The sequence below is a fragment of the Streptomyces sp. PA03-6a genome (assembly GCF_033792765.1).
Taxonomy (GTDB): domain Bacteria; phylum Actinomycetota; class Actinomycetes; order Streptomycetales; family Streptomycetaceae; genus Actinacidiphila.
The window spans coordinates 68872-90751 of the sequence record NZ_JARAVK010000001.1; the positions used below are offsets into that span (position 1 = coordinate 68872).

The following is a 21880-nucleotide window of genomic DNA, read 5'->3' on the forward strand; positions in this document are numbered from 1 at the left end:
ACATGGCATCCACATCGGTGAGCAGGGTCGTCCCGGCCTCTCCCGCACGCGTTTGGGAAGTGATCGGCGGGTTCGGATCGCTGCCCGACTGGCTGCCGTACATCCCCGAAAGCACCTTCTCGGAAGGTGGTCGTGTGCGGCACCTGAAGAACCCCGAGGGTGACCCCATCGTGGAGCGGCTGATGGCGTTCGACGAGGAGCAGCGGTACTACAGCTACCACATCCTGCAGGCGCCCTTCCCGGTCGTCGACTACCTGTCGACCCTGCGGGTCTACGAGATCAGCGGCAACGAGAACGCCGCCGAAGTCCAGTGGTCCGGCCGCTTCGTTCCGAGCGGGGCCACGGACGAAGAGGTCGTCGACCTCTTCACGGGCATCTACCGTGACGGCCTGGACGCTTTGGTCAAGACACTCGGTGGCTAGGAGCGCCGTTCCGAGCGCTGAGGGCACGATGCCCTCGATGAGGCCCGATCCTTCGGCGCCCTGTCCGCACGACTGTCATGAAGGCGACAGTTCACAGGAAGGGCGTCAGTCTTGGCGGCCGGGGAGCATGGTCAGGGCCCGGGAGCGCTGTGCGACGAGGCCGTCGTAGGTGCCGTCGCGCTCGGCCCAGCGGTGCATGAGGACGCCCTTCACGAGGACTTCGTGGGGGGTGGGCTCCTCGGAGAGCAGCTGCATGACCTCGGTGGCGAAGTCGTGGAGCGGCAGCGCGTGCGGGTTCACCTTCTCCTGGCCCGCAGTGGCGACGGCCGGGGGAACGAGTTCCACGACGCCGACACCTGTGCCGTCGAGCTGCGCGCGCAGTGCCTCGGAGTAGGCGTGCACCGCGGCCTTCGACGCGGCGTAGCTGGGCATGGGCGGGAACGGCAGGAAGGCGATGCCGGAGGTGACCGTGACGAAGGTGCCGGCGCCCCGCCGGACCAGGTGCGGGGTGAAGGCGTCGATGACCCGGATGGTGCCGAGCAGGTTGGTGTCGATCGTCGTCTCCGTCGCCTCGAAGTGCGCGGGGTCGCGCAGATCCTCCAGGAGCATGACGCCCGACATCGTCACCACGGTGTCCAGCTCGGGGTGCCGGGCCAGCACGGCGTCACGGGCAGCCGTGACGGAGGAACTGTCGGTGACGTCGATGACGAACGTGGCGAAGCCTTCCGCGGCGAGGTCGGAGAGCGCCTGCGGGCTGCGCCCGCCGACGGCCACGGTGCTGCCCGCCGCCGCAAACCGGCGGGCCAGCTCTCGGCCGATTCCCGAGGTCCCGCCGACGATGAGAACGGTGCGATTGGAGAGATCCACGAGATCTTCCCTTCGGTGCAGGGCGCCAACGGCGTTCAAGGCCGCGGCGCAGACAGTGATGTCCGCTGTCCCTTTCGAAGCAGCGCTACCGAAGTCTCGACGGCATCCGCTGAGTGAGGCAGGGCCCCCTTCTTCCCTGGTCCTGCCAGGGCCCCCTCTCAGACACGCGCACCGCATTACGGTGTCGACATGAAGGACGAGGGATCCGGCAACCGGCTCGGCAGCTACCTCCGGGCCCGGCGCGAGCTGGTCTCCCCGGCACAGGCGGGGCTCCCGCCCGGCGGAAACCGCCGCGTCCCGGGCCTGCGCCGTGAGGAAGTCGCCCTGCTCGCCGGAATCAGCCCGGACTACTACCTGCGTCTGGAACGGGGCCGCGACAAGAACCCTTCGCCGCAGGTCCTGGAATCGCTGGCACGCGTCCTGCAGCTCGACGACATCGAGCGGACGTATCTGCTCGGCCTCGCGGCGGCACGCCCCAGGGCGCTGCGCCGCAGGCGGCCCGAGCACGTGCCGGCGCGGGTGCACGAGCTGCTCGCCCACCTGCAGATCCCCGCGTTCGTCGAAGGGCGCGCGTTCGATGTCCTGGCTTCCAACCCCATGGCCGTCGCGCTCTCCCCCCGCCTGCAGCCCGGCCAGAACCGGCTTCGTTCGCTTCTCCTCGATCCCGAGGAACGAGCCTTCCAGCAGGACTGGACGAAAGCCACCGCCGATTTCGTCGCCGCCCTTCGCACCACCATCGGGGACGACACCGACGACCCCCGGTTCGTCGAGCTCGTCGGCGAGCTCGCACTGTCCAGCCAGCGGTTCCGCACCCTGTGGGCCCGGCACGACGTCCGCACTCTGGACGGAGGCACGACCACGGTGAACCACCCCGTCGTCGGTGAACTACGCCTCCACCGCGACAAACTCGCGATCGGCGATGTCATCCTCGTCGTCTACTACCCCGACAAGGGCGACGACAGCGACGGGAAACTGCAGCTCCTTGCCGCACTCTCACGCGCCGATTCAGCCGGCACGGCACCCGACAGGCCGACGGACAGCCCGCACCCATAGGCCCCCTGACCTCCACGCGCCGCGCTGGCGTCGCCACCTGACGCGCGCCCCGACATCCAGGGTTCGCGCAGGGATCCCAGGGAAGCGTGGCAGGCTGGTCGGCATGTGCGGCCGCTACGTCTCCACCCGACGCCCCGAGGACCTGGTGAAGCAGTTCCGGGTCACCGAATGGAACCCCGAAGCCCTCGTGGCGCCGAACTGGAACGTCGCCCCGACCAACCAGGTGTGGAGTGTCTTCGAGGGCGTCGACCGGGAGACCGGGGCGCTGGAGCGGCAGCTGCGGCCGCTGCGGTGGGGGCTGGTCCCGTCCTGGGCGAAGGACCCGGTGATCGGTTCCAAGATGATCAACGCGCGGATGGAGACGGTCCACGAGAAGCCCGCCTACCGCCGCGCCTTCACCAAGCGCCGTTGCCTGCTGCCGGCCGACGGCTACTACGAGTGGGTACCCGTCCCGTCCACCGAGGACAGGAAGGCGCACAAGCAGCCCTACTTCGTCAGCCCGGAGGGCAGCGACCAGGGCATGGCCTTCGCGGGCCTGTACGAGTGGTGGCGGAACAAGGCGGTCGTCGGTGACGACGCCCCGGGCGCCTGGCTGGCCACGTGCACGATCATCACCACCGAGGCGACCGACGCCGCCGGCCGGGTCCACCCTCGGATGCCGTTGACCATCGCGGCCGCAGACTACGACGCTTGGCTCGACCCCGAGCACCAGGACCCCGACGAACTCCGCGCCCTGCTGACTGCGCCCGCCGATGGCCACCTGGCGGTCAGGCCCGTGTCGCTGAAGGTCAACAGCGTCCGGAACAACGGGCCGCACCTCTTGGACGCCGCCGAGTTCGAAGGCTGATCCCCCCCCGGCAGCGAATGGCTGTGATCGGCTCTACGACCGGACGGCGGAGCGGCGTGCGGCCGACTCAGGCGGTAGAGGGCCGGACCTCGACAGGAGCGGGCCGCTTGCCCAGGTTCCGCCAGGCAATGGCGCCCACGATGGGGAACAGGACCATGATGACCAGCCAGCCCGCCTTGGGCAGCGTCCGAATCCGTGCGGCAGGGGTCCTGATGCAGTCGACCAGGGCGTAGACGTACAACGCCGCGACTATTGCGTACATCACGTAGACCGGCACCGACGTCATCGGGTCACCTCATGTGCAAGGGCGGCTGCCCGCTTCGGTGCGGCACGGCCTGGCCCCACTGGATGGTCATATTAACGGGCATCCCAAGGGGCTGAAGAAACCCTCTGACGGTCTACGGCCACGAAGGAAGACACGACACGCGCGGTGACGGTCCGGCACGGCACGGGACCCCGGCAGATGGCGGCCGGGGTCCCGTGCTGGGGGTGTGTCTCGTTCCCGGGATTCAACGAACGGCAGCAGCGGGCGTCACGGCCCGGCGACGGGGTGCGTGATTGCGCGGAGTGGCGCGCCACCCTTGCCCTTTTTAGATGCCACATGTAATCTATTGTCGTAGGTCCGGCCGCAGGCAGTGCTGTCCACCCGTGGAGGTTTCCTCCTCGGTAGGTGACGGATCTCCGGGCACTGGCCGCGCCCGCGTGGCGCCGGGGATCCCGAGCCCTCACCGGCAACACCGGCGAAAAAGAGGCGAAGAATCAATGATCACGATCTTGATCACGACAGCCAACGGCGAGACCGGCCGTCCGATGGTCGACTACCTGCTCACGGAGGGCTTCCACGTGCGCGCCATGGTCCGCACGGACGACGAGCGGGCACAGCGGCTGCGTGACAAGGGCGCCGAGGTCGTGTTCGGAGACCTGCTCAACCTCCGCGACGTTCGTAAGGCCCTGGAAGGGGTCCAGCGCGCCTACTTCAACTACCCGCTCGGTGAGGGACTGGTGGAGGCCGCAGTGATGTTCGCCCAGGCCGCCAAGGAGGAGGACCTCGAGCTCATCGTGAACATGTCGCACTTCCAGTCCCGGCCCCACGCGCGCAGCAAGGCCACGCAGAACCACTGGCTCTCCGAGCAGATCTTCGACTGGTCGGAAGTCCCCACCACTCACCTGAGGGTCACGTTCTTCATGCAGTGGCTGCTCTACATCTCCGGGCTGATCCGCTACGGCCGCTACGTGATGCCGTTCGACAAGGAGAGCCGCTTCGCCCCGATCGCCGGCCGCGACATCGCGCTGACCGCCGCCAACATCTTCGCCTCGCCCGAAGAGCACGCCGGGCAGGTCTACGCCCTCACCGGCCCTGTGGAATACAGCCACGAAGAGCTCGCGGCCGAGGTCGGCCGGGTGCTGGGCAAGGACCTTCCGTTCGAGCAGGTCACCGTGGCCACCTTCCTGGAGATGCTCGGTATCGGGCAGGACATGGCGAAGCTCAGGCACTTCGAGGCCGTGACCCTCGACCAGCACGAGGGCCGCCTCGCGGGCATCAGTGACACGGCCCCGCGCATCAACGGGCAGCCGCTCACGACGGTCGAGGAGTTCATCACCGAACACCGCCCGGCGTTCGAGCTCGACCACATCAAGCCGAGCGCGTAGCCGGCCGGCCTGAGATCGCCCGCAGCACGGCGAGCCCTCGAACGCCGGCACCGTACGCCGCGGACCTCAGTGCGTGGGATCGTCGGAGTGGCCGTCGGGGAGGTCGACGAGGATCACTGCCACGTCGTCGCTCAAATGGCCCTCGGTGTGGTGGAGCAGCCGCTGGTGCAGTTGTTCCAGGAACTCCTCCGGGGTGGTGGCGTGCAGCGCTTCCATTGCTTCGGGCAGGGCGAAGAATTCGTCGTCGCGGTTGCGGGCTTCGATGACGCCGTCGGTGTAGAGCAGCATCCGGTCGCCGGGGAGGAACGGATGGCTTTCGGCTTTGGGCGGAGGCCCGGTGCAGAGGTCTTCCAGACCGAAGGGCGGTAGCGGGCAGGAGGGCGTCAGGGCCTGCACCTTGCCCTGGTGCAGCAGCAGCGCGGGCGGGTGGCCACGGTTGATCAGCTCCACCACATGTTCACCCGGGATGTCCGGCACCTGGGCCAGCAGGGCGGTGGTGAATCCTTCCAGCGCGGCTTCCTGCCCGAACGCCCCCGGCACGTCCGCCTCCCTCAGCAGCGCGGCCCCACAGCGGTCCATGACCTTCACCAGGTCGTCCTCGTAGTGCACGGCTTCCCGGAAGGCACCCAGCGCCACCGCGACCGCTCGCATGGCGTTCAGCCCCTTGCCGCGGACGTCCCCCACGATCAGCCGGACGCCGTACCGTGTCAGCACCGCCTCGTACAGATCACCGCCGACCTGCGCGCCCGTCCCCGCCGCGAGGCTCAAGCTGGCCGTCCGTACCGGACCCAGCCGCGCCGGAACAGGCCGCAGGATGACGTCCTGTGCCGCCACGGCGATACGGCGGACCTGGTCGAGCTCGCTGCGCCGACGCGCACGCACCGCCTTGCTCAGCATCACACTGGCCATCGACACCACCAGCAGACCCACGAGGTTGCCGAAGACCAGATGGGTTCCCCACGCATGGTTGTAGGTGGCCGTGGTCAGGTTGACGACCAAGGCGGCAGCCGCCGCCGACAGGGTGCCCTTCGGGCCCATCGTCAGCGCTGCCAGCGCCGGCACGGCGGTGAGGAGGGGGCCGGTCATCAAGAAATGCGCAGGTGACAGTTCGATCCCCAGCACGCCCAGCGCTATCACGAAGGGCACAGCCTGCGTGAGTGTCAGGAGGACCCCGCTATGGCCGCCCGCTCCCGGCCCGGGAGACGAGCAGGACGGTGACCGCATGCATTCAGCCTGCCCCAGTGCAGCGCCGATCGCACCGCCGAGCGTCCGGCACGGCCTGACCCATGCCGAGCGCAGCGCTCGCTCCGTAAAGGGCCGCTGCCGCTCATCGGGCTGTGGCCGCCGCAAGCTCGTGGCCTGCTGGTGAACTCCTTCTTCCACGAGGAACACGAGGAAGGAGAACGCCGGCCCGGCCTCACGTCGGAACGCGTCCGGCAGATCTCGTCGACGGCCCGTCCCCTCATGGTCTGGCCGCCTCCGCGCACACCGGGTCGTCGACCGCGCTCACGGTGTACGGGGGCTGTCCCGGCGGGTCGTCGTTCTGGCTGTTGACGACGTAGAGCCGGCAGCCGTGGCGGGCCAGGGTGGTGGGCAGGTCGAAAGGCTCGCCGGTGATGCGGTGCGTCACCGTGCCTGCGTGCAGACCCTGGTCAAGTTCGGCGATGTAGACGCCGTTCGGGGCGCCGTAATTGAGCACGGCGTAAAGCGTCCGCCCCCGTAGCAGCATCCCATCGGCCCCGAAGGACGCGCCGCCCAGATCGAGCTGGACGACCTCACCGGTGGCGACGTCCACCCGCCACACCGCCTCGGTCCCGTTGGACGCCACCAGAAGTGTGCTGCCCGACCGGTCCGCGACGATGCCGTTGAGCAGCCAGTACTGCGCGGGGAACTGCGGGAAGGCCGAGCGGATGTCCAGCCACGGTTCCAGGGGCCCGAGCCTGCCATGGCGGAGGGCGGCCCGGTACACCACGGGGTTGGCCCAGTCCGTGGCGTAGACGGCGTCGTCGGTGATCACCAGGTCGTTCAGGTCCGGCGCGCCGAGCGGACCGCCCTGCGCGGTGCGCGTGGCGAGCAGTCGGCCGCGACGGTCGTGGACGGTCAGTTCGCCTCCTCCGACGGAGTACACCCGCCCCCGGCCGTCGGTGTGCACCCCCAGCGTGCTCGGGCGGTTCGCCAGGCCGTCAGCCCGAAACGACCGCAGGCGCACGGTGCGGACGTCGCCCCGGTACAGCGCGCCGGTGCCGTCGGAGGACACGTACATCGTGCCGTCGCGGTCGATCGCGATCCCCTCAGGCAGCACCCCGCGAGCCTCGGAGACGACGTAGGTGCGCGGCAGTTCGTGCGCGGTGGCAGGGACGGCGGGCAGGGCCGCAAGGCCGGCCAGCAAGGCCGCGGCGCCGAGCCGCGGAAGTCGGGTGGAGCCGGGCATCGTGGCTACCTCCGGGTGCGTGGTGGACGTCCCCGCGACGCGGGGACGTCCGAGAGCCTGCCCGGGGCCGTACGGCGGCCGCATCGCCTTTCACGTCTAGGCGAAAGGCTCCGCCTGGCCCATAATCGGTCGGCGTGATCCGCTTACACTTCGACGCCGCCGACCTGTGCCGGATCACACTCGCCCCGGCGCCCAACGCCCTGTGGGAGGCGGTCCTCAGCGTGCGCGGCCTGCGCACCGCGACCGCCGGAGCGGGCCGGGCGCACCCTGCCGCCGGGCGGTGGCGCCGCCAGGTGAACGGCAGCTTCGCCGACCGCGCCGGGGTCCTGCTGGACCTGGTGCCCCGTGACGGCCACGTGCCCGACTTCTTGCTCCAGCCCGCCGCCGGGGACCTCGCCACGGCCGTCGACCTGGCCGGGCGCACCCCCGCCGCCCGCATCGCCGAGGACCTGAGGCTTCCACGGGACCCTGGCGGCCGGGGCGGCGCGCAGGAGCCGCCCAGCCGCTGGTCGCTCGAGCTCGCCGCCGGATCGGCCGCCGCACGGCGCGTCCTCACCGCCGACCTGCGGAGTTACTTCGCCTCCTCGATCGCCCCGCTGTGGCCGCGGGTCCGCACCGACGGCGCGGCGGACCGCGCCCTGCGGGCCGAGATGCTGCTACGCGGCGGCGTCGACGCCCTGCTGACCACACTCGGCCCCACCTGGCGCTGGGAACCCCCGGTGCTCCACCTGCCGTCCCGGAACACGTATGACATCCCGCTCTGCGGCCGGGGCCTGCTGCTCATGCCGTCCTGGTTCGCCACCGGCCCCATGATCAGGTACCAGCCCGGCGAACCGACCGTGCTGGCCTACCCGATGCACCTGCAGGAGCCCTCCACCGACCCGGGCGCCCTGCCCGGGGCTGCCCTCGGACCGCTGCTGGGGCGGACCCGGGCAGCCGTTCTCCAGGCCCTGCGCGATCCGGCGACGACCACCGCGCTCGCCGAGCGGCTCGGGGTCTCGCTCGCGACCGCCAGCCAGCACGCCGGCGTCCTGCGCGACGCAGGGCTGGTGCGCACGACCCGGATCGGCATCGCCGTCCTCCACAGCCTCACCCCGCTCGGCACGGCCCTGCTGTCGGGCGAGCCACCCGCGGCGTTCCGCTAGGCCGTGTCGTCCGCGAGCGTGTGCGCGGTCCGTCCGCGGTGGCCGGACCACCGCGGACGGACCGGCCGCACCGCACCCGTGGCGGGTGCGTGAACGGCCGCGCCTCAGCGCAGGCCGAAGGCCCGGATCACCGTCTGGTGCACCGAGTTGCCCGCCGAGTCCTTCGCGGTCGCCCGCAGTGACACGAAGGACGCCTTGTCCGGGGCGTCCAGGCGGAACCGCCCGTCGCTGCCGCAAGCGGCCCTGTGCCAGGTCCGGCCGTCGTCGTAGGACAGCTCCACGCCAACCGCGCCGAGCTTGCCGGCGAGGCTGGCGCCCGGCAGGTGGGCGGCGGTGACGGACAGGGTGTCGTGCCGCCCGGCACGCCCTGCCGCGTCGGTGCCGATCCGGTAGTCGAGCTGCACCAGCGGCAGCACCACGGTGGCGGCATCGGTCGGCTGCGCCGACGTGAAGTCCCACTCGGTGCGCGTACGGGAGGAGTACGGGGTGTAGGTCACGTCCCGCTCGCCGGTGACGACCAGCTTGTACGGCAGCTTGCCGCGGCTGGGGGCGTCTCCCCAGACGTTCGTGAAGTTCCCCTGGCCCAGCTGGGTGTTGCCCTGGTAGAGCGTCTGCTGCTGGGTCACGGCCGGGTCCTGGTTCCACCCGACGTGGTTGCCGCTGCCCCAGGCCGGGATGTCGACGTACAGGAGGCTGCCGTTGCGGGTGGGCGGCAGGTTGTTGAAGAAGGCGTCGTTCAGGAAGGGGCGCTGGATCGGCTTGAACCACTCCTCGGACTGCCTGCTGCCGGCCCGGTAGGCGGTCTTCGCTCCCTCCTCGAACCCGATGGACTCGGCGAACACCTCCTGGTGCCAGCGGACACCGTCGGTGGAGACCCAGTCGGTCCGCTTGCCGTTCGCGGGCTCCGGCATGATGGGGCCGGAGGACCAGTCGACGCCGTCGAGCCACTCGAAGCGGAACTCGGCGCCGGGAACGTCCGGCTTCGGGCTCGCGAAGGTGACGTCGATCCGGGCGAGGTTCTTCGTGTCGCCCTTGACCGTCATCTTCGACGGGATCTCGTTGTGCCAGGCGTGCGCGAGGTCGTACACGTACGGGCTCGCGGTCTCGGAGCCGACGGTGATCCTGGCCCCGCCGTCCGCGGCCTGCCGGATGAGCTTCTCGCCCTCCTCGGTGCCGAGCAGGCCGACGTCGAGGGCGACGGGCCGCTGACCGAGCGGCGCGTAGGAGCGCACCGGGCGGCCGTAGCCGTTCTCCACGACGAGCATGAGCTTCGCGCCCGCGGCGATCGCGTTGGCCGCCTGATCGAGGTCGCTGACGTCGTCGCTGTGGCGGACCACCACGACCTTGCCGCGCGCGTCGAGGTGGGCGTAGTCCTCGCTCGATCCCTGGCCGGCGAAGACCAGCGGCAGCTTGTAGGTGCCCCTGGCCAGCGGCGTGATGCCCTCCTGGCGCAGGATGCCGGTGAACTCGGTCGTACGGGTGGAGACGGCCAGTGCCGGCTTCTCGGCGCGCCAACGGGCGGTCAGCTGGAAGTCCCCGTGGGTGACCTCGTGGGTGGTCGGCTGCGCCCAGATGCTGTCGTAGTACACGCTCTCGGCGGACAGACCCGACCTGACGCCGTTCATGACGCGGTTGTAGCCCAGCTTCTGGAACGTCACGTCGCTGCGCTGCGGGGTGGTCATGTCGATGCGCTTGACCTTGGAGGCGTCGAACGTGACGGTGGTGTCCCGGTCCACGAGCACGTCGGGGTCGCCGAGCAGTGCCAGGCCCCTGGAGTGGGGACCGTGGACGCCCTGGACCTCCTGGTAGGACAGGGCCGAGTACACGTCGTCGGGCACGAAGATCTCCACGGTGCCCGAGGGGCCGACGCCGACCGGGACGGGGTCCTTGCTCCCTGCCTTGATCAGCATGACGTCGCCGGACGTGGGATTGCCCTCGGAGTCCTTGAACGTCAGGGTCAGCTTGTGCATCGTCGCGAAGCCGAGGGAGACGGCGGTGTGCGCCACGGCCCGGCCGGCCGTGTCCGTCGCGAGCACCTGGCCCGAGTAGTGCTCCTTGGCGGTGCCCGCCGAGCCGTCGATCGTCACCGTGACCTTGGCGGAGCCGTGCGCGGGGACGACCACCTGGGAGGCCGACAGGCGGAACATCCCGGACGGGGCGTGCGCCGCGTCGACGGACAGCGAGAGCGCGACCGGCGCGTCGGTGACGTTGGTGTACGTCACCGGACGCTGGAGGGCGCCGCCCTTGTACTGGGCGGCGAAGGCGGTCGCCGAGGCGAAGACCCCGGCCCGTGCTGCCGCGGCGACGTCCAGCCGGCCGCTGCCGGCCTCGAAGGCGTCGTACGTCGGGGTCTGCCGGGAACTGCTGGCCAGCAGGTCCTTCAACTGGCTCCCGGTGAGGTCCGGATGGGCCGCGGCGAGCAGGGCGGCGGCGCCCGCGACGTGCGGTGTGGCCATCGACGTGCCGCTCATGGACTGGTAGGCGCCCTGGTCGTTCCCGTCGAACTGGGAGTTGGCCGCCAGGATGTCAACGCCGGGGGCGGTGATCTCGGGCTTCAGCGCACCGTCGATACGGGGGCCCCTGCTGGAGAACGAGGCGAGCGAGTCGGCCGAGTCGACCGCGCCCACGGTCAGCGCCGAGGAGGCCGCCCCCGGTGCGACGATCGTGTTCGGATCCTCCCCGTAGTTGCCGGCGGCGACCACGAACAGCGCGCCGGTCTGGGCGCTGAGCCGGTCGATGGCCTGGCTCATCGGGTCGGTGCCGTCGGACACCTGGCTGGTGCCGAGGCTCATGTTGATGATCTTGGCGTGCCGGTCGACGGCCGCCCACTCCATGCCGGCCAGGGCGTAGGAGATCTGTCCGCCGCCGTGGTTGTCCAGCACCTTGCCGATGCTCAGGCGGGCGCCCGGGGCGACGCCCTTCTCCTTGCCGCCGGAGGCCGCACCGGTTCCGGCGATGATGGACGCGACGTGGGTGCCGTGTCCGGCGTGGTCGTCGGTGTTCTCGTCCGGTACGAAGCTCTGGCGGGTCGCGATGCGGTCCGCCAGGTCCGGGTGGCCGGCGTCGACGCCGGTGTCGAGGACGGCGACGTCCACGCCCTGCCCGGTGTCACCGCCCTGCCAGACCTGCGGGGCGCCGATCTGCGTGGTGCTGTCGGCGAGGTCGGCGTGGATGGGGGCGTCGAGCCAGATGTGCGAGATGCCGCCGCCGAAGGACGGCTGGGCGTTCTGGGACCGGGCGCCGTCGCTCACCGCCGCCCCGGCCACGGACTTCCAGAAGTCGTCCGCGCGGGAGCGGTCAGCGGTCAGCGCGGCGCCCTGGATGCTGTCCAGGTTCCGCACCCGGGCCGCGCCCTCGGGGACGGCGGACGAGCGGCGTGCGCCGCCGGGCTGCGTGTAGGAGACGATCAGCGGCAGCCGGGCGCGGTGTGCGTCGTCGTATCCGTCCGCGATCAGGTCCGTGACGTTGAACAGCTGCCGGTCCAGCGTGCCCTGGGCCAGGAAGGGCAGGGCGGACTCGGGGTAGACGTAGAGGTCGTCGCCCGACGTCATGATGCGGGTCCGCGCCGGCAGTCCGTCGGCACCGCGGACGGTGACGGTGCCCCCGGACTGTCCGCCGCCCCGGGCGGCCTGACTGGTGGTCACGACGTCGCCGGTGATCAGTGTGACGGTGTGTTCGCCCGCGGGCACATGGTCCGCGGCGGATGCGGATGCGCGTGATGGAGTGGGTGCGTCGGAAGGGGCGGCTGCCTGAGCCGTGATCGGGCTCGTGAGGGCGAGTACCGAAGCGCCGGCGATGACCGGCACGCTCCAGCGTCTGTGGTGTCGCTTCAAGGGTTTCCCTGGTTGGGTCCGGGCAGGGGACGATCGCCCCCTGCCGTCCAGGGGCGTCACACCGCAGCGGGTGGCGTCACCTGGGCGACGTGATCATATGCACGTATGAATTCACTGTGAAGAGTGGTGCCTCCACCTTGTGAAACTCGGGGCAACGATGCGTTCCGCGGTGGGCGCTCAGTCGTGTCGTGCCGTCCCGCCTGCGGCAGAAGTGGCCCCCGGGCGCCGGTTGGTGCAGGCGGCAGCCAGGGCGGACGCGCGCCGCATCCCTCGCCTGCCGCGGGGGAGGGCAACGACGGAAACGGTGGTGACAGTGTGCTCGATCGTGTTCGTGCCGGCGCGGGCGAGTGGGGATCCGCCACCGGGGTGTCCGTGCCGCTAACTCCTTGGAGATGCAGTCCAACAGCCTGCTACGTTGCAAGACTTTGCCCCGACCGGAAGGAATGCCATGGACGTCCCCTCCCTGCACGGCCGGTTCCTCGACGACGTGCTTCCGCGGATCCGACAGGACGACCGCGTCAGTGGTGTTGCCGTCGCGGGGTCGATCGCCGGTGGACACCCCGACATCTACTCCGATGTGGACCTGATCGTGGTCATCGACGACGAGGCGTTCGACTCGGTCATGGCGGAGCGTCTCACGCTGATCGGTTCCTGGGCCGCCCTCGTGGCCGGATTCACCGGGGAGCACGTCGGCGAACCCCGCCTGGTCATCACGCTCGTCGGGCCGCCCCTCCTCCACGTCGACTTCAAGTTCGTGCGGGGCTCCGACTTCGCCGACCGCACCGAGGACCCGCACGTCCTGTGGGACCGCGACGGCCGCCTTGCCACCTCACTTGCGGAGCACCCGCCGACCACCGCGTCGTTCGACCTCCAGTGGATCGAGGACCGGTTCTGGACCTGGCTGCACTACGGCGCGACGAAACTCGGCCGCGGTGAACTGTTCGAAGTCATCGGCTTCCTCGGCTACCTGCGCGAGGCCGTACTGGGCCCCCTGGCGGCTCTCCGGGTGGGTGCGGCCCCCCGCGGCGTGCGCCATCTCGAATCCATCGCACCGGACGAGGCGCGTGACCTCCGGGCGACCCTGTGCGGTTACGACCGGCACGACGCCGGCCGGGCCCTCCTCGCCGGCGTCACGCTCTACACACGGTGGCTCGAGGAGGCCGGAGTGGCGATCGAACGTCACCCTCGCGCCGAGAAGCTCGCCGTACAGTACCTCCGCGACGTCATCGACCAGACGAGCTGAGCCAGTCTCCTCGGTGTGCACTGTTCGGCGGCCGGCGGCCGGCGGCAGTACCCGGAGACCGCAGTCGACCGCGTACGGCTGCTCCAGGCGTCGCACCAGGCGGGGCCACCTGTGGCCGCGAGTGTGCAGTGCCGCCTTGCATGAAGGGAGGGGCGGGGCGGCTTACCGCCTTCCGGCGGAGTCCCTGCCGCCGTCACTCGACGTAAGTGGTCAAACACATCTTCCGCCAAGAAGTCGTGGAGAAATGAGCGAAAATGGAGAAGAGGACGTATTGGTATTTGTCGGGGAGCCATAAATGGATGCCTTGGACGAACTCCTTCGAGGGGCTGACCCGGCGGCTCTTCTGACGCTGGACGGTGCCATCCTCGGCCTCAACGCTGCGATGGCCACAGCGCTCGGTGGGCCGGCGGAGCAGTGCCTGGGACGTGACTTCGATGAGCAGCGCCTGGGAGGTGATTTCGGCGATCTGCTGCCCGCAAGCCAGCGGATGTCGGCCGAGAGCCTCGTGGCCCAAGCCGCCAGGTCCAAGGCGGTCGCGATGCGGGTGCTGGAGTTCCCCGGCCCGGGCGACGCACCCGTTGCCTGCTTGATCGAGGCGCGGCAGGTGAAGGATCCCGCAAGGGACGAGCCGTTGGTCTGGGTGCACGCCCTGGATGCGCGGAACGACCTGGCGAGCCTGTTGATCCCGTTCCGGCTGGCCACCGAGGCCGCCGATCTCGGCCTGTGGATGTACGCACCCCAGGGACGCCAGCTGGAGTGGCTCGGTGGCGCACCCTCCCTGGCCGCGCTCTTCCCGGCACCCACTGTGTCGCTTTCCCGTGTGATCTCGGCGGTGCACGCTGACGACCGGGAGGCCTTGCGGCAGCTCCTGCGCTCGACCTCCACCCGGCAACCCTCCTGGGTGAAGTTGCGGTACCTCCCCCAGCACGACGCCTGGCACCAACTGGCCGCCCAGACCATTCGAATCCAGTTGGGATACGGCGGACCCGAGCGGATCTTCGGGGTGGTCCGCGACGACACCAAGCAGGCGAAGCGCAAGGAGAAGGCGCAGGCCGCACTGACTGCAGAGCGGCAGCGCGCCAAAGACATCGCCGACTTCTCCTCCGCCTTGATCACCGCAGCCACGGAGCAGGAACTGCAGCAGATCGCTCTGACCCGGCTCGCCGCAACCTTCGGTGCCACCGGTGCCCTGTTCGCGCTCGTCGACGACGGCCGCCTGCGCGTCTCCACCGATGCCGGGATAGCCATGTGGGAGGCCGGCCCCTTGCACGGCCTGCCGCTGGACCATCCGAGCCCGGTGCCCGAAGCGATCCGCACCGGCACGCCACAGTTCATCGCCGGTCTCAGGGACTACATCCACCGCTGGCCGCAGGGGGCCGAATATCCGCGGCTCGCCCGGCTCGGCTCCGATTACGCCGTCTCCATCACACCCCTCAGCGAAGCCGGCAATCAGCCACTCGGGGCGTGGCTGGTGACCCATGGCAGCGGATACCGGCCGTCCTTGGACGAGATGACCCTCATGGGTACGCTGGCCGACCTGGCAGGCCAGGCACTGCGGCGCATCAGGTTGCAGCAGGCACGAGTCGAGCTGGCCACCGCGCTGCAGCAGACCATGCTCCCCACGCTGCCCGAGGACCTCGCGGGCCTGGAGGTCGCCGCCCGCTACCGGCCCAGCCGGCACGGGCTGGACATCGGCGGGGACTGGTACGACGCCTTCGTCATGTCCGACGGCGCCATCGCAGTGGAGATCGGCGACGCCCAAGGGCACGACGTGGCCTCTGCGGCCCTCATGGGGCAGGTCCGTTTGTCCATGCGTGCGATCGCCGCTCACGAACCGGATCCGGCAACCGTGCTGACGCGCACCAATGAACTGCTCGTCACGATGCAGGCGGCACGATTCGCCAGCTGCACCATGCTGCATCTCGACCCACACGACGGGCAGGTCACCGGCGCCAGCGCCGGCCACGTGCCGTTGTTGTGCGCGTACAAGGACGGCAGCCACAGCATCCACGAGCTGCCGGGCGGGCCGCTCCTTGGAGTCGTGCCCGACACCGAGTACCGCGAGGAGACCTTCACCCTGGACAAGGACAGCGCGCTGATCATGGTCACCGACGGCGTCGTCGAAGGACCGGGCCTGACGTTGGAAGCCGGACTGGAGCGAGCCGGAACACTGGCCGGCGCAGCCCTCCACGACGGACTGAACACCGAGGAGACCGCCGACCGCATCCTCGACGCCGCGGTCGCGGTGGACCACGCCGACGACGTGGCCGTGCTGGTCATCCAGCGCACGTGACGGCGCCCGCTCCTCGCGCACCCTCTGTACGGCCCCCACGTGGGTGCCGGGGTGCGTCAGGGGTGTGGAGGGAGGCGCAGGGCGACGAGGGCGGCGAGGTCGTCGTCGTGGGTGCCGTGACCGTAGGCGAGCAGGTCCCGGTGGAGGAGGTCGAGGAGCCGGCGGGGCGGGGCGAGGGCCCATCGGCGGACGCGCTGGACGAGGGGGTAGAAGGTCCCGGTACGGTCGCGGGTCTCGCTCACGCCGTCGGTGTAGAGCAGCAGGCGGTCGCCGGCGGCGAAGGGAATGGTGTCGACCCGATAGCGGTCTTCGAGGAGGTCCGCCATGTTGATGGGGGGCGACGGCGCGCTGGGTTCCACCTCGCGCACTTGGTCGCCGTGCAACAGCAGTGGCGGAGGGTGGCCGCAGTTGAGCACGCGCGCGATCGGTTCTCCGGCGGGGATTTCCACGAGCACGATGGTGGCGAAGCGCTCCAGCGCGTCGTCGGGGACGTCTCGGGAGTAGTGGCTCATGACGGTCTCCATGTGTCCTGCCAGGGACGGCAGGTCGGGCGCGCTCATCCTCAGCACCCGGAACGTGCTGAGGATGACCGAGGCGACCTCGACGGCCGGAAGTCCCTTGCCGCGGACGTCGCCGATGATCAGCCGCACCCCGTGGGGTGTCTGCATCGCCTCGTAGAAATCGCCGCCGATGCGGGCCTGCGCGGCGGCGGCTTGGTAGAGCACCTCGACGTCGATGTCTTCGAGGTGCTGCGGGAGTGGGCGCAGCAGCACCCGCTGCGCGGTCTCCGCCACGGAGCGGACCTCGGCGAGGGTGTGCTCCCGGTTCTGCCGTACCCGGCTGGCGTAAGCGGCGGCCAGGGTGACGACAATGATTGCGAGCACGGTGAAATTGCCCGGTGTCCGGCCCAGAGTGTGGTCGGCGGCGGAGATGGCGAACCCGGCCATCAGGGCGAGCAGCCCGATGCCCAGAGTGCCGGCCACGGAGAACATCGCGGCGGCCAGCGCCGGCGCTGCCCCGATCAACCGGTAGAACTGCAGGTGGGGCGTGAAGGCTGCGGTCACCGTGTCCAGCACGATCACGAGCAGCGGAATCAGGAGCGCCGGCGAGAACGGCCGGCCCTCTTCCCACATCCGCGGGGAGAGCCCCTTCTGGGCGATCACCTGAGTGAGCGGTGCAGTCGGCCGCGCCATCAGCGACGCCCGACAGAGGCGACGGCGCCGGCGCGGCCTGCGCTCTGCCCGACCATGGGCCTAGTGGGCAGCCCGCCGGACAGCACGTCGATGAAGATCTCACTGTGGTGGTTCCCGAACTGCGCGCCGAGCTCCGGATTCATCGCGATCAGCCTCCTCGCTTCACCAGCCCTGGACCGTCCAGCGTGTGAAGGAGGTGAGGCGGCGACCATGTCCTGACCGTACGAATCCATGGCGACAGCTTGTTGCCAACGCACAATCACTCGTCGGAGGGTCGTTGGTCGTGGTTGACCTCTGTCGAGGCAGCCTAGGGTGGTCCAGAGGCCGCTGACTCCGGCCCTGCCGCGCACAGGTGCGCTCATGGCCCGAGCCAAGAGCCCGCGACCACAGGCACAGCCTTGTCTCACCGTACGAAGTCGGTGGCCCACACCTCACGGACACCGATCCGGCGGTCATGCGGGGCTGGGGCGAAGTAGGGTCGAGCCGAGGTACTGGACCGCGAGCAACGCGACCTCCAGATCGGTGTGCCCCAGCTGGACAGGGTGTCCCAGCGTCTCCTCGACTTTCCGGATGCGGTACTGCACGGTGTTCTTGTGCAGAATTTGGGCGCCGGCGGTCGCGGTGTAGCTGCAACCGTTGTTCAGGAAGATCTGCACGGTCTCCCGCAGCCGTGCGCAGCTCTCGTTGTCGGTGGCCAACGGACCCAGGACGCCCTGCACCCAGGTGCGCAAGTCCTGGATGTTCCCGGCCATGAGGGCGACCGGAGCGACTTGGGAGTATTCGGTGAACCGCGGTGCCGGGTCGGCCATGGACGCGAGCTCCTGACTGTGCAGTGCCTGCCGGTGCGTAGAGCGAAATCCATCGATTCCGAATCCCATGCCACCGAAACCCGCGTGCACGGAATGATCACCGCGCTCGGCGATATTCGACAGCCGATCCCAGGGAACATCGACACGCGAGCCGAACGGCAGCCAGACCCACGAAAGAATCTCGTCGCGAGGGACGAAAAGCGGCCTGGCGGGGCATTGGAATTCCTTGGCGATCACATGGGCCATCCGGCCGAGCCGGGACAGTCCATTTCCCTCACCGGTCAGCGGAGGCAGCCAAGCCACCATTCCGAGGTGATGTTGCCGGAGTCGGTAACCAAGTGCCGATTCCGCCCAGTCGAGGTCGACATCCTGCTCGGCCAGGATGTCCCGCACCCGCGCGGCGCGCACGGCGGTCTGGCTGAGCAGCCAGTGCTCCCGTTCGAACTGGTACACGTCGATGACGTGCTCGGTCACCCGGTCGATGTAGCCGAAACTCACCTGCAACATGTGCCGATTGGTGGCGGCCCACAGATCCCTGTCGGCGCCCTGCCGGTCAAGTTCATCGAGGCACCACTGCATGAACCGCCAATGGCCGATCCTGTAGGCCCGGACCAGCGCGCTGACGGAGACATTCCGTTGCGCGAGTCTCCTGGCGTACTCCGAGGCGGCCACGGGCCCCTCGACGTTGTCCAGCGGAATGTCGTTCTCGAAAATGTGCAGCAAGGTGGCGACGTTTTCCGTGACGCTCGCCTGGAGAATTTTGACGACGGTCTCGTCGCCCCTGAGATCCGGGATCTCGGCAATCAGATTCTGCCCTATGTCGCGGCTTACCGCCGACAGGTGTGACCCTACGTTCTCCGCGACCACGGACAGTTGCTTTACTGCGCCGGGATATTCCGCAACCATGGTCACGATTCTACAGCGGGCCTCATGAACTTCTTGCTCTTCTGCCCGGTGATGGACAGGCATGCCCCCGACAGCGCGTACGGACGCAGCCCGCTCATGTGGATTGGTTCAACGGCACCAAATTCCGCGCGAAGGTCGTATTGCGCGCCCAGTGGCTGCCGTGCCTCCCACCCCTAGCGTCGTCCTTTGGCGGGATCGCCCCGAATCCGTTCTGCGGCGGTCGGCGCACGCCGGCCCTCGCTTCGAGACAGATCCATTCGAGGAGATGGTCCTCAGTGACCGACACCTACCGAGGCAGCCTCAGCACGCAGCAGTACACGACCCTCGAGACGACCGATTCCGCGATCGCGATGGTCGATTCCGAGGGGCGGGTCGTCGCGTGGACGAGCGCCGCACAACGGCTCGTCGGCTACTCGGCCCGGGAGGTGGTGGGCCAACCCGTCTGGTTCGTGATGCCCCTGTCCCGGAGCATGTGGCAGGTACAGGCGTTCGTCGAGGAGTGCCGCGTGCGGGGCGGCTGGTCCGGCACCACGGCGGTTCGACATCGCGACGGCCGCACGCTCCACGTGGGGGTGCGGATTTCGCTGCTGTGGGGACTGGACGGGAATCTCCACTGGCTCGTCTCCGGCACCGACATCGCCGCGCTGTCGTCGTCGGCGACCACCGGATCGGTGCGCGAGTCGCTTCTCATGCGCACGCCGATCGGCGTCGTGGTCCGCGATCTGGAACTGCGCTGCACCTGGGTCAACGAGGTCATGGAACGGCTGGACGGCGTACCCCATGACCGGCGATTGGGACGTCGCCTTGCGGATGCGCGACCTGGCTTCGAATCCGAAGCGCTCGAGGCGGTGATGCGGCAGGCGCTGAACAGCGGCATTCGCGCGGCGTACGAATACCGGGCGTCGCCCGTGAACGACCAGTCCCGGGAACGTGCCCTGGCGGCGTCGTTCTTCTGCCTCCACGACAGCCACGGTCGACCGCTGGGGGTGTGCTCCTTGACCGCGGACGTCACCAGCAATCAACGGGCGCACGAGCGTCTCGCCATCCTCAGCGAGGCCGGCACCCGGATAGGCAGCACCCTGGACGTGATGCGGACCGGCCAGGAGCTGGCCGACCTCGCCGTGCCCCTCCTGGCCGACTACGCAGTCGTCGACCTCGCGGAGTTCGTCCCGCTCGGCGAAGAGCCGACGGTCCCGGTCCATTCGACGGGGGAGCGCCGCCAGACCTTCCGCCGCGCGGGCCTGGCCTCGATCCACTCGGGCACCCCGGAGTCGCCGTGGGCGCGTGGGGACTCGATCCTCGTCCCGCCGACCTCGCCCTGGATCAAGGTGCTGTCCTCCGGTAGTTCCCACCTCGAACCGGTCCTGGACACCTCACCGGGCACCTGGGTGGACCACGACCCCGCGCGGGCGCGGGCGATCCGTGAGCACGGAATGCACTCCATGATGCTCGTGCCCATCCTGGCGCGTCATGCCGTGCTGGGGGTCGCCTTGTTCATCCGTAGCGAGGATCCCGAGCCGTTTCAGGAGGACGACTTGCTCCTTGCGGAGGAACTGGTCACCCGGGCTGCGCTGTCGCTGGACAACGCCCGCCAGTACACGCGCGAGCACGCCACCGCTCTCACACTGCAGCGCAGCCTGCTGCCCCAGCGCTCGAGGAGCGGCGCAGCGATCGAGGCGGCCTCACGCTACCTGCCGGCCGATGCGGGCAACGGTGTCGGGGGCGACTGGTTCGACGTGATCCCCCTCTCCGGCGCCCGGGTGGCGCTGGTCATCGGAGACGTCGTCGGGCACGGCATCAACGCCGCGGCGACCATGGGAAGGCTCCGGACGGCCGTACGCACTCTCGCGGACATGGACCTGGCTCCCGACGAACTGCTGACCCATCTCGACGACACGGTCCGGCACCAGGCCGACGAGGATGCCGACGCCGACCACGGGGCCTTCGCCGCCGTCGGCGCCACGTGTCTCTACGCCGTCTACGACCCGGTCTTCCGGCGGTGCACGATGGCTCGGGCCGGGCACCCCCCGCCCGCGATCGTCGATCCGCAAGGCCGGGTGACGTTTCCCGACCTGCCCACAGGGGCTCCCCTCGGCATCGGATCGGTGCCCTTTGAATCGGTGGATGTGGACCTCCCCGACGGGTCCCTGCTCGCCCTGTACACCGATGGCCTGGTCGAGGCCCGCGAGAGTGACATCGACACCGGGATGCGGCGGCTGGGCGCGACCCTCGTGGCCCAGCCCCGGCGGTCTCTGGAAGCGCTCTGCTCGGCGGTGATCGAGGCGCTGTCGCCCCGGTCACCCTCTGACGACATCACGCTCCTGGTGGCCCGGACCCATTCGCTGACCCCCGTCCAGACCGCCTCATGGGACGTGCCCCGCGACCCCGCCGTCGTCTGCCGCGCCCGTGCACTGGTGACCCGGCAACTGACCCAGTGGGGCTTGGAGGACCTGGCCGCCGACGCGGAGGTGATCGCCAGTGAACTGGTCACCAACGCGATCCGTCACGGCAGCGGACCCGTTTCCCTTCGTCTGATCAAACATCGGCTGCTGACCTGCGAAGTCTCCGATGCCGGAAAGTCCTTCCCGCGCCTGCGCCACACCTGCAGCAGCGACGAAGGCGGTCGCGGCATTCTCCTGGTCTCCCAGCTCTCGCACAGGTGGGGCAGCCGCTGGACGACCGGCGGCAAGGTCGTCTGGGCGGAACAGGATCTGCCCGGACACGGCTGAGCGTCGACACCGGGGCCGTGCATACATCCGTCTGGCCTTCGGGCTCGAGACCCTACTGGGTAAGGAGCCGTCCTCCGGCGCCGGCTGGCTGATGGAGTGCGAGTGTCCGGTGGGCGCCCGGTCGTCGCAGCCGGCCGACCAGCCGACAGCAAGAAGCAAGCCGGCCACCAGCCAGGCCGGCGGGGAACGAATACGGAACCGGGTCACATCCCTCCCAGGGACGCCGAGTGGCCGGGCGGAGGTCACGCCCGGGGGGATGAAGTCACAACGGCCCACCGACGGCCCGTCAGCTGGACGTAGGGAGACGAGGGACCCGGACAGATCCTCGCCGTTCACACGAATCGCCAGCCGTACGACACCGGCGCCCCTGAGGCGCCGCTTCGGCTGCCCCCGCCCGAGCAGATTTGGTCACCGTCAGGAGGCGGGTGTCTGGTGGGGGACGCGCTTATGCCTGTGCAG

At 69.7% G+C, this 21880-nt stretch carries 16 protein-coding genes; 8 read left to right on the plus strand and 8 right to left on the minus strand.

Annotation, left to right across the window (positions count from 1 at the left end; translation table 11 throughout):
- Nucleotides 1-2 precede the first annotated feature (2 nt).
- Complete coding sequence (locus PV350_RS00285; protein WP_499509976.1) at nucleotides 3-422, plus strand: SRPBCC family protein; 420 nt, start codon at nucleotides 3-5, stop codon at nucleotides 420-422.
- A 105-nt stretch (nucleotides 423-527) separates the two neighbouring features.
- On the opposite strand, the gene PV350_RS00290 is transcribed toward PV350_RS00285, so the two are convergent.
- The gene (locus PV350_RS00290) at nucleotides 528-1289 is read right to left on the minus strand and encodes an SDR family oxidoreductase (protein WP_499509975.1); all 762 of its coding nucleotides are present in this window, start codon (nucleotides 1287-1289) and stop codon (nucleotides 528-530) included.
- 189 nt (nucleotides 1290-1478) lie between these two features.
- On the opposite strand from PV350_RS00290, the gene PV350_RS00295 reads away from it, so the two are divergent.
- Both PV350_RS00295 and PV350_RS00300 read left to right on the plus strand, forming a co-directional pair.
- The gene (locus PV350_RS00295; RefSeq protein ID WP_499509974.1) at nucleotides 1479-2342 is read left to right on the plus strand and encodes a helix-turn-helix transcriptional regulator; all 864 of its coding nucleotides are present in this window, start codon (nucleotides 1479-1481) and stop codon (nucleotides 2340-2342) included.
- Between the two features lie 103 nt (nucleotides 2343-2445).
- The gene (locus PV350_RS00300) at nucleotides 2446-3189 is read left to right on the plus strand and encodes an SOS response-associated peptidase (protein WP_499509973.1); all 744 of its coding nucleotides are present in this window, start codon (nucleotides 2446-2448) and stop codon (nucleotides 3187-3189) included.
- A gap of 67 nt (nucleotides 3190-3256) precedes the next feature.
- Here PV350_RS00300 and PV350_RS00305 read toward each other — a convergent pair whose 3' ends face one another.
- A complete protein-coding gene (locus PV350_RS00305; RefSeq protein WP_499509972.1) occupies nucleotides 3257-3475 on the minus strand; it encodes a PLD nuclease N-terminal domain-containing protein in 219 nt (72 codons plus the stop codon).
- Nucleotides 3476-3963: 488 nt separating this feature from the next.
- On the opposite strand from PV350_RS00305, the gene PV350_RS00310 reads away from it, so the two are divergent.
- Nucleotides 3964-4839 carry an NmrA family NAD(P)-binding protein gene (locus PV350_RS00310; RefSeq protein ID WP_499509971.1) on the plus strand — a complete coding sequence of 292 codons (876 nt, stop codon included), beginning with the start codon at nucleotides 3964-3966 and terminating at the stop codon, nucleotides 4837-4839.
- A 66-nt stretch (nucleotides 4840-4905) separates the two neighbouring features.
- On the opposite strand, the gene PV350_RS00315 is transcribed toward PV350_RS00310, so the two are convergent.
- A complete protein-coding gene (locus tag PV350_RS00315) occupies nucleotides 4906-5961 on the minus strand; it encodes a PP2C family protein-serine/threonine phosphatase (protein ID WP_500332447.1) in 1056 nt (351 codons plus the stop codon).
- Nucleotides 5962-6301: 340 nt separating this feature from the next.
- Nucleotides 6302-7270 (minus strand): SMP-30/gluconolactonase/LRE family protein, encoded by a 969-nt coding sequence (locus PV350_RS00320; protein WP_499509969.1) that lies wholly within the window; start codon nucleotides 7268-7270, stop codon nucleotides 6302-6304.
- Between the two features lie 134 nt (nucleotides 7271-7404).
- Between PV350_RS00320 and PV350_RS00325 the strand changes: the two genes are divergently transcribed.
- Nucleotides 7405-8415: a winged helix-turn-helix domain-containing protein gene (locus tag PV350_RS00325; protein WP_500332448.1), complete on the plus strand. Its 1011-nt coding sequence runs from the start codon at nucleotides 7405-7407 to the stop codon at nucleotides 8413-8415.
- A 104-nt stretch (nucleotides 8416-8519) separates the two neighbouring features.
- Here the strand turns inward: PV350_RS00325 and PV350_RS00330 are convergent, their stop codons facing one another.
- Entirely contained in the window at nucleotides 8520-12059 is a 3540-nt protein-coding gene (locus PV350_RS00330; protein WP_500332449.1) for a S8 family serine peptidase, read from the minus strand.
- Nucleotides 12060-12696: 637 nt separating this feature from the next.
- On the opposite strand from PV350_RS00330, the gene PV350_RS00335 reads away from it, so the two are divergent.
- The gene (locus tag PV350_RS00335; protein ID WP_499509966.1) at nucleotides 12697-13491 is read left to right on the plus strand and encodes a nucleotidyltransferase domain-containing protein; all 795 of its coding nucleotides are present in this window, start codon (nucleotides 12697-12699) and stop codon (nucleotides 13489-13491) included.
- A 295-nt stretch (nucleotides 13492-13786) separates the two neighbouring features.
- Nucleotides 13787-15784 carry a SpoIIE family protein phosphatase gene (locus PV350_RS00340; protein WP_499509965.1) on the plus strand — a complete coding sequence of 666 codons (1998 nt, stop codon included), beginning with the start codon at nucleotides 13787-13789 and terminating at the stop codon, nucleotides 15782-15784.
- A 56-nt stretch (nucleotides 15785-15840) separates the two neighbouring features.
- Here the strand turns inward: PV350_RS00340 and PV350_RS00345 are convergent, their stop codons facing one another.
- The 3 genes from PV350_RS00345 to PV350_RS00355 all read right to left on the minus strand — a co-directional run bounded on the left by PV350_RS00345 (nucleotide 15841) and on the right by PV350_RS00355 (nucleotide 18692).
- Nucleotides 15841-16947 carry a PP2C family protein-serine/threonine phosphatase gene (locus tag PV350_RS00345; RefSeq protein ID WP_500332450.1) on the minus strand — a complete coding sequence of 369 codons (1107 nt, stop codon included), beginning with the start codon at nucleotides 16945-16947 and terminating at the stop codon, nucleotides 15841-15843.
- Nucleotides 16948-16976: 29 nt separating this feature from the next.
- Complete coding sequence (locus PV350_RS00350; RefSeq protein ID WP_499509963.1) at nucleotides 16977-17120, minus strand: hypothetical protein; 144 nt, start codon at nucleotides 17118-17120, stop codon at nucleotides 16977-16979.
- Nucleotides 17121-17429: 309 nt separating this feature from the next.
- Nucleotides 17430-18692: a PucR family transcriptional regulator gene (locus PV350_RS00355; protein WP_499509962.1), complete on the minus strand. Its 1263-nt coding sequence runs from the start codon at nucleotides 18690-18692 to the stop codon at nucleotides 17430-17432.
- Between the two features lie 98 nt (nucleotides 18693-18790).
- Here PV350_RS00355 and PV350_RS00360 point away from each other — a divergent pair, with 98 nt between their 5' ends.
- Nucleotides 18791-21421: a SpoIIE family protein phosphatase gene (locus PV350_RS00360; RefSeq protein WP_500332451.1), complete on the plus strand. Its 2631-nt coding sequence runs from the start codon at nucleotides 18791-18793 to the stop codon at nucleotides 21419-21421.
- Nucleotides 21422-21880 lie beyond the last annotated feature (459 nt).